Source organism: Rhodococcus sp. PvR044 (genome assembly GCF_040548995.1).
Lineage (GTDB): Bacteria > Actinomycetota > Actinomycetes > Mycobacteriales > Mycobacteriaceae > Rhodococcus_G > Rhodococcus_G oryzae.
Genome location: NZ_JBEPSX010000005.1, coordinates 88,474 through 103,531 on the forward strand (window position 1 = coordinate 88,474; position 15,058 = coordinate 103,531).

General features: G+C 66.7%; 18 protein-coding genes and 1 pseudogene. 5 read left to right on the forward strand and 14 right to left on the reverse strand.

All coding sequences use genetic code 11. The features are described 5' to 3' along the window. Positions 1 to 79: 79 nt before the first annotated feature. Positions 80 to 811, forward strand: coding sequence for a TetR/AcrR family transcriptional regulator (locus tag ABIC28_RS13540; RefSeq protein WP_209928324.1), 732 nt, complete (start codon positions 80 to 82; stop codon positions 809 to 811). Between the two features lie 135 nt (positions 812 to 946). On the opposite strand, the gene ABIC28_RS13545 is transcribed toward ABIC28_RS13540, so the two are convergent. Then, entirely contained in the window at positions 947 to 1,681 is a 735-nt protein-coding gene (locus ABIC28_RS13545; protein ID WP_257017464.1) for an SDR family oxidoreductase, read from the reverse strand. Between the two features lie 75 nt (positions 1,682 to 1,756). Here ABIC28_RS13545 and ABIC28_RS13550 point away from each other — a divergent pair, with 75 nt between their 5' ends. Continuing rightward, positions 1,757 to 2,371: a TetR/AcrR family transcriptional regulator gene (locus ABIC28_RS13550; protein ID WP_097211657.1), complete on the forward strand. Its 615-nt coding sequence runs from the start codon at positions 1,757 to 1,759 to the stop codon at positions 2,369 to 2,371. A gap of 137 nt (positions 2,372 to 2,508) precedes the next feature. Here ABIC28_RS13550 and ABIC28_RS13555 read toward each other — a convergent pair whose 3' ends face one another. The 3 genes and pseudogenes from ABIC28_RS13555 to ABIC28_RS13565 all read right to left on the reverse strand — a co-directional run bounded on the left by ABIC28_RS13555 (position 2,509) and on the right by ABIC28_RS13565 (position 5,250). Further along, positions 2,509 to 3,996 (reverse strand): GMC family oxidoreductase, encoded by a 1,488-nt coding sequence (locus tag ABIC28_RS13555; protein ID WP_097211658.1) that lies wholly within the window; start codon positions 3,994 to 3,996, stop codon positions 2,509 to 2,511. Between the two features lie 111 nt (positions 3,997 to 4,107). After that, a pseudogene (locus tag ABIC28_RS13560) lies at positions 4,108 to 4,600 on the reverse strand (DinB family protein). A 23-nt stretch (positions 4,601 to 4,623) separates the two neighbouring features. After that, positions 4,624 to 5,250, reverse strand: a complete 627-nt coding sequence (locus tag ABIC28_RS13565; RefSeq protein WP_354579314.1) for a class I SAM-dependent methyltransferase — start codon at positions 5,248 to 5,250, stop codon at positions 4,624 to 4,626. Positions 5,251 to 5,337: 87 nt separating this feature from the next. On the opposite strand from ABIC28_RS13565, the gene ABIC28_RS13570 reads away from it, so the two are divergent. After that, complete coding sequence (locus ABIC28_RS13570; protein ID WP_097211659.1) at positions 5,338 to 5,931, forward strand: helix-turn-helix domain-containing protein; 594 nt, start codon at positions 5,338 to 5,340, stop codon at positions 5,929 to 5,931. 482 nt (positions 5,932 to 6,413) lie between these two features. Here the strand turns inward: ABIC28_RS13570 and ABIC28_RS13575 are convergent, their stop codons facing one another. Together ABIC28_RS13575 and ABIC28_RS13580 are read right to left on the reverse strand one after the other, a co-directional pair. Next, positions 6,414 to 7,322, reverse strand: coding sequence for a hypothetical protein (locus ABIC28_RS13575; RefSeq protein ID WP_354579316.1), 909 nt, complete (start codon positions 7,320 to 7,322; stop codon positions 6,414 to 6,416). 135 nt (positions 7,323 to 7,457) lie between these two features. Continuing rightward, a complete protein-coding gene (locus ABIC28_RS13580; protein WP_097211661.1) occupies positions 7,458 to 8,141 on the reverse strand; it encodes a transglutaminase-like domain-containing protein in 684 nt (227 codons plus the stop codon). 77 nt (positions 8,142 to 8,218) lie between these two features. Between ABIC28_RS13580 and ABIC28_RS13585 the strand changes: the two genes are divergently transcribed. Next, on the forward strand, positions 8,219 to 8,893 hold the full coding sequence (locus tag ABIC28_RS13585; RefSeq protein WP_097211662.1) for a hypothetical protein: 675 nt from the start codon (positions 8,219 to 8,221) through the stop codon (positions 8,891 to 8,893). Positions 8,894 to 8,900: 7 nt separating this feature from the next. Here ABIC28_RS13585 and ABIC28_RS13590 read toward each other — a convergent pair whose 3' ends face one another. The 4 genes from ABIC28_RS13590 to ABIC28_RS13605 form a co-directional block, all read right to left on the reverse strand. Then, positions 8,901 to 9,551 (reverse strand): hypothetical protein, encoded by a 651-nt coding sequence (locus tag ABIC28_RS13590; protein WP_354579319.1) that lies wholly within the window; start codon positions 9,549 to 9,551, stop codon positions 8,901 to 8,903. Then, on the reverse strand, positions 9,538 to 10,248 hold the full coding sequence (locus tag ABIC28_RS13595; RefSeq protein WP_097211664.1) for a hypothetical protein: 711 nt from the start codon (positions 10,246 to 10,248) through the stop codon (positions 9,538 to 9,540). The genes ABIC28_RS13590 and ABIC28_RS13595 overlap by 14 nt, the downstream gene beginning before the upstream one ends. A gap of 218 nt (positions 10,249 to 10,466) precedes the next feature. Continuing rightward, on the reverse strand, positions 10,467 to 10,898 hold the full coding sequence (locus ABIC28_RS13600) for a hypothetical protein (RefSeq protein WP_097211665.1): 432 nt from the start codon (positions 10,896 to 10,898) through the stop codon (positions 10,467 to 10,469). A gap of 38 nt (positions 10,899 to 10,936) precedes the next feature. Next, entirely contained in the window at positions 10,937 to 11,362 is a 426-nt protein-coding gene (locus ABIC28_RS13605; protein ID WP_097211666.1) for a hypothetical protein, read from the reverse strand. Positions 11,363 to 11,436: 74 nt separating this feature from the next. Here ABIC28_RS13605 and ABIC28_RS13610 point away from each other — a divergent pair, with 74 nt between their 5' ends. Next, on the forward strand, positions 11,437 to 11,850 hold the full coding sequence (locus tag ABIC28_RS13610) for a hypothetical protein (protein WP_143548446.1): 414 nt from the start codon (positions 11,437 to 11,439) through the stop codon (positions 11,848 to 11,850). Positions 11,851 to 11,855: 5 nt separating this feature from the next. Here the strand turns inward: ABIC28_RS13610 and ABIC28_RS13615 are convergent, their stop codons facing one another. From ABIC28_RS13615 to ABIC28_RS13630, 4 genes are all read right to left on the reverse strand, one after another. Next, positions 11,856 to 12,227 carry a DUF4259 domain-containing protein gene (locus ABIC28_RS13615; protein WP_097211668.1) on the reverse strand — a complete coding sequence of 124 codons (372 nt, stop codon included), beginning with the start codon at positions 12,225 to 12,227 and terminating at the stop codon, positions 11,856 to 11,858. A 67-nt stretch (positions 12,228 to 12,294) separates the two neighbouring features. Continuing rightward, positions 12,295 to 12,711, reverse strand: coding sequence for a hypothetical protein (locus tag ABIC28_RS13620; RefSeq protein ID WP_097211669.1), 417 nt, complete (start codon positions 12,709 to 12,711; stop codon positions 12,295 to 12,297). Positions 12,712 to 12,751: 40 nt separating this feature from the next. Then, the gene (locus ABIC28_RS13625) at positions 12,752 to 13,384 is read right to left on the reverse strand and encodes a class I SAM-dependent methyltransferase (RefSeq protein WP_097211670.1); all 633 of its coding nucleotides are present in this window, start codon (positions 13,382 to 13,384) and stop codon (positions 12,752 to 12,754) included. A gap of 62 nt (positions 13,385 to 13,446) precedes the next feature. Beyond that, on the reverse strand, positions 13,447 to 15,057 hold the full coding sequence (locus ABIC28_RS13630; RefSeq protein ID WP_097211671.1) for a hypothetical protein: 1,611 nt from the start codon (positions 15,055 to 15,057) through the stop codon (positions 13,447 to 13,449). Between the last annotated feature and the right edge of the window lies 1 nt (position 15,058).

A 15,058-nucleotide genomic window follows, 5' to 3' on the forward strand; every position in this document is an offset into this window, starting at 1 on the left:
TGTGTCTACCGGACGCTGTTTCGTGATTAGCGTATGCTGGACGCAGTTAAACGTCAAGAACTCCGAGAGGATGACGACCATGGCCGGACCGACCGCCGCCGAACTGCTCTGGGGAGTCCCTCAGGCGCCCAGGCGCGGACCGAAACCATCGCTCACCCTGGACCGAATCGTCGCCGAGGCCATTGCCCTCGCCGACGCCGAAGGGTTGGCCAATCTCTCTATGGCCCGCCTGGCCGAACGCCTGGGATGCGCCAAGATGGCGCTCTACCGCTATGTCCCCGGCAAGAGCGAGCTCGCAGCACTCATGCTGGACACGGCATTCGGACCCGCGCCGGAAGTGGCTGCAGCCCTGCCGGATTCACCGGAACCTTGGCGCGAGTACCTGGCAGTGTGGGCCGTGACCGCTTTCAACCGCTATCGCGCCCACCCCTGGGCGCTCGAGCTCACGACCGGCCCCCGACCCATCGGCCCCAATGAACTGAACTGGCTCGAGACTGCACTCGCCGCGCTCGACGGCAGCTCACTGACCGGCCCCGAACGCCTCGACAGTGCGGTGCTGCTGCTCGGTCACGTCCGCAGCCTGGTTCAGCAGGTGGGTTCGGCCACCGAGGACGACGATACGGAGGGCCAGCTGGCCAGGGAGATCGGCGCGATCCTGACCGCCCACGGCGACAGCTTCCCGCGCGTTGCGGCCGCGTTCGCCGACCAGGCCGAGCAGACCGATCCGAATGCCGGACGCAATGATGCCCTGCGATTCGGCATCGACCGCATCCTCGATGGAATCGCGGCCTACGTCAGCGCACGGAAGTAGGCGGATCCAAGCGACACAACCGATGATGGAGCTCGAAGTAGCCCGGATGCGAAGGAATCCCCTTGCCGGGCCTGCGATTTTCGATGGTGCGGCGCGTTCACATCAACCGACGATGATGCACTGAGCGACGGTCATTCAGATCCGAGGCCCGAGAAAAAGGCCGCCGCTCGCATCGAGCACCTGACCGGTGATCCACCGAGCATCGGGTGAGGCCAGGAACCCGACCACGTCGGCGATATCGACCGCTTCCCCCAGCCGGTCCAGTGCGGTCATCCCTGCCAGGAAATTCTCGATGCCCGGGGCCTCGAAGTAGGCCCCGTTCGTCGCCGTCCTGGTCGCGCCGGGCGCGACGGCGTTCACCGTGATGCCGCGGACCCCCAGCTCGTTGGCCAGCGTCCTGCTCATCGTCTCGATCGCGCCCTTCGTCATCGCGAACGAGGTCTGGGTCGCGTTGGCCATCCGGGCCGCCACCGAGGAGAGCGTGATGATCCGTCCGCCGGCGGGGAGCAACGGCAGAGCCCGCTGGATGATGAAGTACGGAGCCCTGACATTGACCGCGAACAGGCGGTCGAACTGCTCCGGCGTGGTGGCCTCGATCGGACCCGCCGGCTCCGCGGCCGCGTTGTTGACCAGGATGTCGAGCGGCCTCCCAGCCAGGCCAACGGCCAGCCCATCGAAGAGGGCGTCGATGTCGCCGTCCACCCCGAGCTCGGCACCGACCACGAAGCCTCCGCCACCCGCGGCTTCGATCTCGGCCAGTGTCGCCGTCGCACCGGCGCGATCCGTGCCGTAGTGCACGGCCACAGTCGCGCCGTCGGCGGCGAGCCGCAGGGCGACCGCCTGCCCGATCCCCCGCGAAGCTCCGGTCACCAGTGCGGTTCGACCCGTCAGCGGGCCGCCATGCTTCGAACTGTTAGTTAGTAGCATGATGGTAGTCTATACCACATGAGTGCTCCCCAACCCACCCTCCGAGACCGCCGGCGGGCCGAGATGCAGCGCGCGATCCAGGCCCACGCGATCCCGCTGTTCGCCGAACGCGGCTACGACGCGGTCACCCTGAGCGAGATCGCTGCAGCCTCCGGAATCTCGCCGATGACGCTGTACCGGCACTTTCCCACCAAGGAAGACCTGGTCCTGGTCGGTCAGCAGGACCAACTCATCGCCGACCGGATCGCGGCAGGCCCGGCCGACGGCACGCTGGTCCAACGGATCGGGCGGGCCCTGATCGAGGCGGCCGACCTGATCAGCGGCTCCCGGACCGATGCCGACGATCTACTGCTCGACCGACTCCGTCTGATGATCACCGTGCCGGCGCTCCGGGCCCGACACCTGGACAGTCAGTACGCCACTCAGCAGGCCATCGTCGACGCCCTCCGCGGCGATGCCGCCGCCGACCCCGAATCGGACTTCCGCGCCTGGGCGGCGGCCGGCGCCTGCCTGGCTGCAATGAACGCCGCCCTCACGCGCTGGGCCACCGAGGACGGTCGCCCGGACCTGTCCAACCTGATCGCGGCAGCATTGACGGCCGCCTTCGGCCCCGACGTGACCGGCGGAAGTTGATCCACTGCAGAAGGATTCGACTCGCATGCCGCTCATCGGCCGTACCGCATTCGATCAACGCGGCGACAAATCCATCCCGGCCAAGCGCCGGTTCCGCCGCAGGCCACCGAAGTCGAACCCGCAGAACTTGCCGTAGCTCAGATCAGTTGCGCGGCACGTTCGGCCATCATCACGCAGCCGAGGTACGTGTTGCCCGCAGGCAGCACCGGCATCGCCGAGGCGTCCACGACCCGCAGGCCCTCGACCCCGCGCACGCGGCAGCGCGCGTCCAGGACGGCGTGCGGGTCTCCGTCCGGACCCATCGCGCAGGTACCGCCCATGTGGGCGTAGCTGATCACGCCGCCGTCGACCAGGCCTGCCGCGGCGCCTTCGGCGCTCAGGTCGGCCATCGGCTGGACGCGGGCGGCGCCGAGCTCCGCGAACGGCCCGGTCGACTCCAGTGCGGCAATGCGACCCAGGATCCAGTCGAGGCGTTCCAGGTCGTGCGCTGCCAGCGCCGGCATCGCCACGTCAGGTTCGGAGTCAGGATCGACCGAGGAGATCCGAACCGTTCCCCGCCCGGTGACATCGAGCAGGTACGGGACGACCGAGAAGTACGCGCCGTCGGCGGTCGGTTCGCCGATCGGCAGGTTCAGAACGTGGAAGTCGATCGTGTCCGACTGCGGCGTGCGGCCCACCCACACCGGCTGGACAGGACCGCCGCGCAGCGACCCGCCGCCCGCGTGGTTGTAGACGAGTGGGAAGCCGAGGTGATCCTGCAGGTTCGCCCCGACCCCGGGGATGTCGGCGACGACGGGGATACCGAGGCCGTCGAGCAGATCCTTGGGACCGATGCCCGACCGCTGCAGCAATGCGGGTGAGCCGGTTGCCCCGGCGCTGACGATGATCTCGCCTGCGGACAGTTCCCTGCCATCAGCGGTTAGGACACGGGTCGCCCGCCCCTCCTCGACGAGGACCCTGTCCACGGTCACCCCGGTCTCGACGGTCAGGTTCGGTCGCGACCGGACTTCCCCGGTCAGGTACGCCTGGCTCACGGTGAGCCGCTCGCCGTCCTCGGACACCGTCAGCGGGAAGATCCCGACGCCGGGGAGCTGCCCGGGGTTGTTGACGTCGTCGGCCCACGGCACGTCGAGTTCCTGGAGTCCCGCGAGGAACGCCCGCTGCGATTCGGTCTGTTGGTCGGGGGTGGAGCGGCGTACGACGAGTGGCCCATCGGAGCCGTGCAGCTCCGATGCGCCGCAGTCCAGGTCGTTCTCCATGGCCCGGAACGTCGCGAGGACATCGGGCCAGCTCCACCCGTCGAGCCCCCGCGCAGCCCACGCGTCGTAGTCGGCCGGCTGGCCACGCATCGTGGCGAGGTAGTTCACGGCTGAGGTGCCGCCGAGGACGCGCCCGCGCACCATCTGGACCGTGGTGTGCCCCGCCTGCATCGGGAACGGCCGAGCGAAAGGCGTTCCGGCCCATACGTCCCCCGCCGCAGCGGGCCGCAGAACGGAGTCGTCGTATGCCGCATCGTCCGGGCCCTGCTCCAGCAGCAGGACGCGCCGATTCGGGTCCTCAGACAGCCGCGCGGCCAGTACCGCACCACTGGTGCCGCCGCCTACGACGATCACATCCGCGTCCATCGCCACTCCGCCTCGACTCGCTCGCCCGTTGCTTCACCTTGCTCGACTCTCGGTCACACTAATGGCCGTGGTCTGCTGATCATGCGTTCTGTCCTGGAGAGATTGTTGAAGTCAGCGCCCGGTGGTGTTGTCGATCAGTTCGCGGAGGATGTCTGCGTGGCCGGCGTGGCGGCCGGTTTCCTCGATCATGTGGGTGAGTGCCCAGCGGAGGCTGGGGGCGGGGCGTCCCGACCGCGACAGGGGAACAGGTGCGCAGAGCTCGGTGCACTCGTCGAGGACCTTGTTCGCAGCCGCGACCGTCTCGCGGTAGCGCGCGACGACATCTGTCCGTTGGCGCGGCCAGGAACGTCGCCTGCCAATCGGTCACGTTGTCTCCGAGAAACATCGAGCGCTCGACGAAGGTCAGATGATTGAGCAGACCGAGCAGGTTCGTGCCCGAAGGTACTGCCGCTGTACGCACCTGCGGTTCGGGGGCGCCGTCGACCTTTGCGGCAATCGCTGACCGGAGGTAGTCGAGGAAGGCGCGCAGGGTCTCGGACTCGCCGTTTCCGCTTCGGGGCGGCGGGGTGTCAGGGCGGCGCTTGCGACGTGAGGTGGTGGGCACGGTGGTCTCCTTCACGGGACGGGTCAGGCGGTGCGGCGGATGAGCAGGACATGGTCGGTGACCTCGGCGGTGTGCCCGCCTGGTCCGGTCGCAATCCGGCGGGGCGCCTCGGCCCGCTCGACCGTCCACGTCGTCGGATCCAGATCGAGACCGGCGGCGATCTCCCGCGGTGTCGGGTACCGGAGGTCGGGATCCTGGTTCCATGACCAGGGCGTGGTCGAGCCGTGGTCGACGACCAGCAGTCGCCCGCCCGGACGCAACGCGTGCGCGGCTGCGCACAGGACGGTGGTTCTGTCCAGGTCGAAGGGCGTGTGGAGGTAGTGCGCGCAGATCAGGTCGAACGCGCCGGGTGGGAACGATTCGTGCAGGTCGTGACGCTCGGCGGCGAGGAAGTCACCCAGGCCGCACGCCACCGCCAGGTCGGCGAGTCGGGCGGCCGCCACCGCCGAGATGTCGACGGCGGTGACTCTCCACCCCCGGCGGGCGAGCCACAGCGCGTCGCCGCCGTTGCCGCATCCGAGGTCCAGCGCCTCGCCGGGCGGCAGGCCTGTGACTGTTTCGGCGAGAAGGTGATTCGGTTGCGGGTTCGTGGCTGCCGGTCGGGCCGCGTGGGCGCCGTCCCAGAACGGGCCCGCGTCGGTGGTGCTCATCATGGCTCCTCTGGTCGGGACACGCTCAGTCTCGCCGGGCGCACAACGATCTGGCACTACTTCTTGCGGTTCCGGCAAGATGGGCGCGTGGATCGCGAAACGGAGGACGTGCTCGAGGTGGTGGGGCCGCGGCTGCGAGCGCTGCGGCGCGCCCGTGGTTTGACGCTCGCTGATCTCGCGGCGAGGACCGGGGTGTCGGAGAGCACGCTGTCGCGGCTGGAGAGTGGTCAACGCCGGGCGACGCTCGAGTTGCTGCTGCCGCTCGCCCGTACCTACGACGTGCCGCTGGACGATCTCGTCGGTGCCCCACGCACCGGCGACCCCCGAATTCACCTGAAACCGATCCGGCGGGCCGGGATGATCTTCGTGCCGCTGTCACGGAGGCCGGGCGGGGTGCAGTCGTTCAAGATGGTCATCCCCGCTCAGCCGGAACCGCTCGAACCGACCCCGCAGACTCACGACGGTTTCGAATGGTTGTACGTGCTCAACGGTCGCCTGCGGCTCGTCCTCGGCGATCGTGACATGACATTGCCGCCCGGTGAGGCCGCCGAGTTCGACACGTCCATGCCGCATTGGCTCGGCAGTGCCGACGGCGGAGTGGTCGAGCTACTAATCCTGTTCGGCCCGCAGGGGATACGTGCACACGTGCGGGCCGATGCTGATCGGTCATCTCCTAACTGAATCCCCATTGGGACTCATTACCGAGAGTAGGAAGTCGGTGCGCAACAGCGATACTGGATGAGTGAGTATCACAAGGTGTGTTGACCTGTCGGCCGCGCGATGGATCGAGGAACGACAGGAAGATTGACACCGGCTGGCTGTTCGGGGCCCGGTCTGCTTCGACAAGTACGCGCGCCTGCGATTCATCCCGGACCCCAGCTATCCAGGCCAGCGGGAGGGCGAAGTTCGCGCAGATGATCCGACGCCGAAGCTGTCGATCCCGAACCGCGACTACTTTCTATTCCACGCAGCGCTGAACGACTTCACCGACTGGGATCCACAGGTTATGGCGCTGCTCGACGACATCGAAGCACCCACCCCTGCGTTCGTGTGGCAGGCCGACAGTTCCGTTTACCCCCGAGAAATTGAGCTGAACGGTCGACGATACGTTCACCGCCGTTCATTCAATCGGGTGCGAGACCCCGCCGGGCTCCGGAATCGAATCACTGGAAGTAGGACGCATAGTCGCTGAAAGGAACCTGGCCGGTGGGGCTCGACTTCACGGCGTCGGCAACCGCCGAAGGAATGGGAGCCCAGCGGGCAGGCATCGCGGCCGCCAGGGATGGATTCAATATGTAGAGCAGGGCGAAGTTCACTATCCAGAGGGGCGGCGCCATCGACATGCCCACCTCCGAACTCACACCCCCCTTGGTGTTGGTGACCAGTTGAGCTGCGCCCGAAATCTGTTGCGATGCGAAGCCATAGACCGCTTGTACCGTGTATGCCGACTGGTAGAGCGCTATCAGGGTCTGGGTCGCACCGTTGTTCCGCATCCATGTGCCCACAAACCCGCCGGGAGCGAGCAGCGGGTTCACCTGCCTCGTCGGCGCGTCCGCGTTGGCCGGGCTCTCCAGCTGTCCGCTGGGGTTCACGTATAGCCCGTAGCTGGCCAGAACCGACGGTGTGGAGTTGCCGTCGACGTTGGAATAGACGGGGCGGCCGTTCGTATTGGTCAGGATCTGGACGCATGCATTGATCACCTCGGCATCTTCCAAGCTGCCGCCGACTCCACCGCCGGAAGTGAGGTCGCGATACTGCTGCTCGGATAAGGCGTCGGCCCTGTTGAGCCCGATCTGGCCGGCAATCTCGTCCGCCGCTTGCTGACCGAGGGGCTGATTGAGCTGACCCGGGCTGGTCATCTGCGTCGGTGCGAGATGCTCGTAGCCGGGCGCCCCGGAGAAGGGGATCGCGAACCCGGTGGCGACGGTGTCCGCCGCTGGTTCACCGCTGGCTGTCTGGGGAACTGTCAGGGAGAGAAGGCACGCTCCAACCAGTGCCAGCAACGAAGTGGTCCTGCGGCGGGAAGTTGCTCCGCGCCGATGCCCCGAACCCGCGAATCCAATGACGCGCATACGTCAACCTCCCAGAACACCGTCGGGCGAGGCAACAAGCTTGCGTCCCAGTCAAACGCCGTGAATGACGCCGTGTCAAGACCCACGCCGGACCAGGCAAGATGCGCGCGTAGTTGACGAGGATGGCGCATTGCCTCAGGAATCCGTCGACGACACCCTGCCCACATTGACGGTTTCACTGTCGGCCACGTATGGGGAATTCCCGGGTTCTGGATCTGGCAGGACGCCTAGGCCGCCGGTGGCCAGGGACCTGATGTCGTCGACGGAGCGCAACGCCCGAATCACCTGCGGCGGCGGGCTGACGTGCAATGTCGGGAAGTCACGCTCCCCCAGTTCCGGCCGCACCGGCCACGCCAGCCGCTCGACGTCGAGGTCGAACTGTGCGTCGACACCTGCCTTGTTGCCTCGAGCATCCAGCCGATGCCAGCGCCCCTCCAGGCTGACGGCGACGAGCCCGTGCAGCATGTAGTACCCGTCATCGACGAGCCACTGGTAGCACAGCGCGGTCGGAACTCCGCCGACTCGCAGTACGGCCGTGAGGAGGTGAGACTTGGCGTAGCACAACCCGACCCGGCTCTCGAGGACCTCGCCTGCCGTCACCGTCACGCGGGGATCGTCGGCGTCCCATGAATGCGCCACTTCGTCCCGGACAAACTCGAACGCCCGTCGGGCATAGTCCGTTCGGTCGACTGACTCGCCAAGTAGGCGGTCGGCAATCGACCGCACACCCGGGTCGTCCGTCTGTACGACGTCATCACCGAACAGATAGTCGGCAACCGGCGCGAGGGCCTGCAATTCCGGTACCTTCGAGTCGGCCATCTTGATCTGTCTCCGCTCTACACAGGTCATGGGTCGGACATCCAAAGGTTCCCATCACCAGGAACGAGGGTTCCACGATGAGCGACGATCCTCATACTCCCTCAGGTAGCGAGTCCCGCGCGGAGCGGCGCTGGACCGCATCGGCATTCGTCCTGGTTGCGATGGCCGTGCCGTTCCTGCTTCCCTCGCGCTACTCACCGGGCACCGACTGGGTGCTGCCCGCGATCGAAGGGTTCGTGCTCCTCACCCTGATCGTGGTCGACCCGGGCCGCATCGACCGGCCAGGACGGTGGGTGCGGGCGCTGTCGATCGCGCTCGTGGTGGCCATCGCCGCGGGCGCAGCGTGGGGTTCGGCGCGGCTCGTCTGGGATCTGCTGCACGGCGCCCCACAAACGACCGTGGCGACCGAGTTGCTGATATCGGGGGCTCTGGTGTGGTCGCAGACCGTCCTCGCATTTGGCTTCCTGTACTGGGAACTCGACGGCGGAGGACCCGTGAACAGGCATCTGCAGCCCCCGACCCACCCAGATCTGGCGTTCCCCCAGCAGCTTGATCCCGGCCTCGCGGCACCCGGTTGGCGGCCGGTGTTCGTCGACTACCTGTACCTGGCCCTGACCAACGCGACCGCCTTCAGCCCCACCGACGTCATGCCGCTCGCGCGGTGGGCGAAGCTCACCATGTCCGTGCAATCGATCCTGTCGATCGTCATTCTCAGCTTGGTCGTCGCCAACGCGGTCAACCTCCTCGGCTGAGACCGATTCATTGCACCGGATACCGGAGCGCCTCGATCTTGGCGAGGGCTTCGGTGGCGTCCGCCCTGGGATTCAGCGCGTCGATATGCTCCTCGGTGAGCGGGAGCGACGCCATGAGGTGGTGTGCGAGAGCCGGACTCATCTCGCACCCGTAGTAGGTCGCGTGGCCGAGGAAGTCCTCAAGGGTCCAGTCGGTCAAGGCCCCGAACATCCACGAGGCCCCGTCCGCGTAGACATCGCCATCGGGATAGGCGAAGTCCGAGCAGTTCCACGACGAGTCACCCACCGCCCACCACAGGCACACCGTCATCGTCGGCACGCCATCGAGAGTGAAATCGTCTATATAGGAACGGAACACAGCGGGTAGGTGGTCGGTGAGCCCCGGCCATAGGGCGGCATCAACCTGGTCGTAGGTGTTCATCTCTGATTCATGGTCGAATCCCCGAACGTAGGTTCCTTTGGGACCGAAGATGATTGAGTACTCGTCGCCGGCGCCGTTGTCCATCGAGGCCAGCGACTCATCTGCCCGCCAGCCAGGTCGATACACGTACTTGGGAGAGCCCGTGGTCATGACTGCGTCGAGTGCGGCCAGCACGATGCTGCGGCGCCGTAGTTCCTCGGGCGCCGGGAGCGATTCGAGGAGTTCACGGGTGGGCATGTGGAGACCTTCCTGTTGTCTCGATGTCGTTTGTCCTGACCGCCAAGAACCGCGCGATCCCGACAGTCAGCCCGATACCGACCACCACAACACCAGCGACGACCGCTACACCGACGAGGTAGGCCGCGAGAGACGTGAAGAAGTTCGTGGTCCGCATGATGACAACCACCGCGCCGGCACTGAACGCGGCACCTATCGGAAGCAATACAGCGAGCCACCGCACGGTCGACTTGGCGCGAGGATCACCGAAGTTGTGAAGGAACCGCCACACGAACAGCAGTGTGCCCAGATATCCCAGGATCCCGGACGAGACATTCAGCGTCTCTTCGTACTGTCCCATCTGGATCGCCGATAGGGGCGCGAGCACAAGCGAGAGCACGAGCCAGAGCAAAAGCGAAGGTGTAGCCAGACCAGCCACGAGGCCGAGAACGGCGGCTGGAATGGCCAATTCCAACCGCAACGCGCGACCGCACATGCCCCGCTCGAGCGCCCGTTCCTGGAGCATCTGCTCACTCACCGCTTCCGGGACCGCCGGTATACCGAGTCCATCTCGGCCGACGCCGCGGAGTTCAGCCTCGAGTTCCGTGAGCAGCGTCCGACGATCAGCCCCGCGGACACCGGCACGTCGCCAGAGGCTGTTCGCCTGTTGGATGATCTCGGCCCGTTCGGCGCTGTCAGCGCGTGCGATGGTGTTCATACGACGTCCGTTCCACTGTCAGCTGCCCGCGCCCAGCGGGCAGCTCCCCCCTTGAAGTGTGCGGTGGGGATCGTATTCGCTGAGCGCTTCTCCTGACCACGAATCCAGACGAGGAATTCAGTAAATGAGGCTGGCCGGAATGAGATGGACCGTGACGGTTGACACGGCACCGATGGCTCAAACCGGCACTTCGACAGGTCGGGAAGTCTCCATCTCCATCAGTTGGTTTGGGTAAGTGTTCCGATGACAGTGACTCGTTGGCGTGTTGCAGGGCCGTGGGCTCCGAGCGTGTTGAGGTCATCGTCGTCGTTGACGAGGCGCCAGAAACTCGATTCATCGACTGCGGTTCCGAGGACTAGCCACGTGGATCCGTATCGGGTTGGCGCCCACCAGAGCTCGGTGGACGGCACAGTGTCGTCGACGAGGATGTCGCCGACGGGGTAGCCCTCCAGCGCGCCTATGAAGGTGAATGGTCCGCACCCGGAAGGCAGGGCGTCCAGCAGGTCACGGGTAATGCGGTCTGCCTGGTCGTATGCGTGGTCTTCACTGTCAGCGTTCGCGGTCGAGAAGTCCGGCATCCGAAATCTGACAAGAACCGCGCTCCCGAACGCGGCGGTGAAAAGCCGGAACACGGGGAATCCGCCTGCCATTTCTCCACCTCCCCTGCACGGCATGTCCGCCGCACTCGTCAATTCAGGTGCGTCGCTGAGCGCTCGACCGGCACGAGGGCTGCCTCGATCTGCTCGGTCGGCAACAGTAGCTCGGCGACGGCGGTGCGGTCATCGTCGTGCGTATCCAGTTCCCAGAGGTCGGTGAGCAGCTTGCGGATGGCGGCCGCGAAGTCGGGGTAGGTGTCGAGCGGCTCCTCCGGATACTCGGCGCCCCACCACTGCACGGTGCCGTCGGGCGCAGCGAACACCGCGGTGGCGCCCGAGCTCCACAGCGGCACGAGCTCGGGATGCCGCTCGACGACCGACCAGGCCGGCGCCCACACAGAGTCGGCCCGGTTCTGCAGAACTGGGTGAACGGTCGCGCCGCCCTCGAGGGCGATGCGCACGACGACCTCCGGCAGTCCCAGCGAGCGGATACCGGCGGCGTGCTCCTCTGGCGTCATGCCTTGTTCCTATCGCATACCTGTCGCCACGAGTTGGGGCAATGGGCCGGTCGCCGCGCCGCTACGGTGGGCGCATGACCTCGCCGCTGTTCACCGAACCCCGGCTTGACCATATGGTCACCGATGCTGCGACAGGGCAGGCCATGCGCAGCACCGAGTACAGCGGTGTGGTGTGGATCGGCGGTCAACCACCCACCGGCGGCATGTATCTCCGTCGTACTGTCTTGGCATCCAAGCCCCGTGTGGCGTCCGTGTTCCTGCCCGACTCCCTGCCCTACCTGGACGCCGAGGCGAAGGTCGTCACGCACACGTGGGTGTCGAGCGGCCCGGACGCCTTTATCGTCGCCGGGCAGGCCGAACTCGCGCCCGACCCACGGGACGCTCAATTGCACTGGGTGCAACTCACCGTCCGCGTCGCCGGCAGTGTCCCCGTAGGCATCGGCTTCCGCATCATCGTGGAGGCCCGCCCCGACATGATCGGCCGATAGGCTCCTCATCCCTCGCGCCGCGCCACCTCGGCCAGTTGGTCGAAAGTCCTCACGAGGACCTCGCGTCGGCGCTCCTTGTGGCCGGGCTTGGGCTCCAGCCCGTCGATCGCCCCGTCCCAGACGGCCAGGAACCGGTCCTTCCAGCCGGCGATGGTCTCCGGGTCGGGCAGGATGACCCCGACGTAAGGCTGCTGCGCGATCAGGTGGAGCAGCTCCAGGTTGCACGGCACCGCGACGCCCCAGTATTCGTCCGGCTCGATCTCGACCGGGTCGCCGGACATCGCCTGGGTGATTTCATCGACGAGCCGGCCGGTCAGGTCCGAGAGATGATCGGCGGCGGTGTCGTCGTCGAAGTTGCCGCTGCCCCAGGTCCCCATGGTGTCCGCATCCTCCCGCGTCTGTTTCTGGCGACATTGAACCAGACAGCACCGACGTTCTCAGGGCTTACCGCCCCTGCTCGTTCGGTTCGGGATTGGCCTCCAGCACCCGATTCAGTGGCGGACAGACAACCAGTGCGCAGAGGTATGCGAGGCCGGCGACCGCCGCCTCGTACCAGTACAACGTGGCGGCAGCTCCCGAGCCGAGCAACGACACGGTGACGGGCAGGCTCAGGAGAAAGACGGCGGCTCCGACGCAGATCGCGAACAGCTGACGCCACATCCAACGGCGCGGGTTGATCTCTCGGGCAACAGCAATCGCGGCAAAAGCGCCGGCGAGCGCGCATCCACCGAGCAGCGCGCCAACGAATCCTGCGAACGGCAGCGCTACCAGCAGCGTGGCGGGCGCGGACCGGACCATCACGGCCGCCGCCAGCAACGCGACCGCGATCGGGATGGCCATGAGCCATCCACGCCAGGTCATCGACGAGGCGGTATCTCTCGATGCGGCCTCCGTCGATCCCTCACCGGGTGCTCTGCCTGCGTGCGGTGATCGCGCCGTGAGGCCTGGTGCCGCTCGCCGTTCGGGTATGCGTCTCGATCACCTCGAAGCCGGCCGCGACCAACTCCTGGCTGATTTCAGCCACCGGCCATCGATAGGCAGTGGTTGCGGCATGGTCGAAAGGCCCTACTGCTGCTCCCTCGAAGAAGCCCACCAACAACCCTCCCCCCGGGCGGATCACTCGCGCGAACTCGGCGAGCGGAGTCTGGATGTCCTGCGGACTGTGGTGAATGAGCGTGTACCAGGAGAGCACGCCACCCAATGAATCCGTCGCGGCGTCCAAGGCCTCGAAGCTGCCGACTTCGAAGGAAAGCTCTGGATACTGCGCGCGAGCTCGTTCGACGAACTCAGGAACCAGATCGATCCCGCTCACAGCCGGCCCGCACTCGGCGGCCAAGAAGTCGGTCCACTGCCCCGGACCACACCCGGCGTCGAGTACGGGACCCGTCAGGGTGTCGGCCCAGCTGCTGACCAGCGCCCGATCGGACGGATGTGTCGAAGTCATCGAGCCGAACAGATCCACGTACTCCTGGGACCTGGCCGAGTACGACTTTCGGACGGTGTCGCCTGTTCGGGTGCTCGCGTTGATCTCCATGCCGTCGATGATCGCCGATGGGACGCCCCGACCGCCGGCAACTTGCCGGCAGGATCCGATGTTCAGTCGTCCAGCGCTTCCTCGATGTGCGGTTCGAGCGCTCGATTGGCCTCGGGGGAAAGGCTTTCGGTCAGGGCGTTGACGGCGTCGATGACCTCGTCGCGTTCCAGGGTGTAGAGGAATTGATGCTTGCGGTTGAGGGCGGCGATCGTGTCGAGGAACTCGGTGACCGCCGTGGTGACCGCTTCGGTGTGCGCGGGCTCGGCGGCGCCGGAGGTGTCGCGGACCTGACGGAGCGCAGCGACAAACGCTGTGCGGGCCTTCTTGGAGACCGCGCCGGGGATGCCGTCCCGGCCGTCCCAGTGGCGGAGCGGGTTCTCGAGGTTCTCGGCCAGCCACTCGGGTTTGCGAGGCTTACGGACGGTGAGGGCGACGCGGGGCACCTTCCGGTACTGGGCGCGCACGCCGGTGGCGGCGTCGGCGGGAATGCTGTCGAGGTCGAGGCTTGTGAGGGACGGGAGCTCGTCGGGGCCCGGGAAGTCGGAGGAGTCGTAGCCGAACAGGTCGCAGATCCACAGCGTCGTGAGCTGCGACAGCCCCCGCAGCTCGTCGAGTTCGTCGAGTAGGCCGGGGGCTCCGAACAAATGCAGCCACGAGACGCCAGGGAAATGCTCGACGATGTCGCCGATCTCGAGCTCCTCGATTGCACTGATCCGCAGCCCGTGCGCGCGCTCCAGACCGCGCACGGGCGGCACGGTGCCGGTGAGGTTCACGGTGATCCAGCGGCCGTCCTGCTCGGCGACCACCTGCAGCATCGGCTCCGCCGCGGGCTCCGCCGCGCTCAGCTCGTCGACCAGCGAGTCCAGCGAGTCCAGCGAGTCGAAGCTGTTGACCGCGCCGTCGCCGCGCAGGATCAGGTGATCGAGGCTCTGCGGGAGCACGAGCCGGTGGAGACCGGTGATGTCGATCGTGAGTTGGTCGAGGTTCGTGCCGGAGAAGTCCAGTTCCCGTTGTCCGTGGCCCGTGAGGTTCAGCTCCTTCACCAGAGGTGATGACTCCAGGAACGGCAGGAGGTCGTCGCGCCACGCGTGGAGCTCCACCTGGTAGAGGGTGGGCCAGGCGCGAAGCGATTCCAGGCGGAAGTCGTCGCCGATCAGGTAGCCGGCGTCGTCGCTGAATCGGCGGGCATGGGCCAGGCGCGCTTCGTACCGTTCACCGCTGCGCGAGCACGTGAGGCCCGGTGTCGTCGCCACCTCTTCGCCGTTCAGCGCGGCCCTGAACGCAGTCCTCGCCTCGCTGGGAATCGAGTTCCAGCGGTACTGACGCTCGACGTCGCGGTCGAACTCCCACGAGAAGTACGCGCGGGAGACGGTCTCGCCGATCACGGGGAGCGAACCGATCCGAAGGTAGGAGGCGGGAACCGTGAGGGGGACGTTCCTCAGCATCTCCTCCGGGGTCCAGAACATGAAGTCCCGCACCATCCGCGGCACGCCGGCAAGCGTGGTGACGTCCGGAACCTCGGTGCCCGTCCAGGCGAGGACCGCGGCCGTCGCGAGATCCCGGGTCTCGTCGACCGCGACGACCTGGCACGCTCCGTAGCGACCGATCCGTTCGAGGGTGAAGGCGAAGACATCGCCGGGTGCTGCGACGGACGGGGATTCGGATGTGTTCACC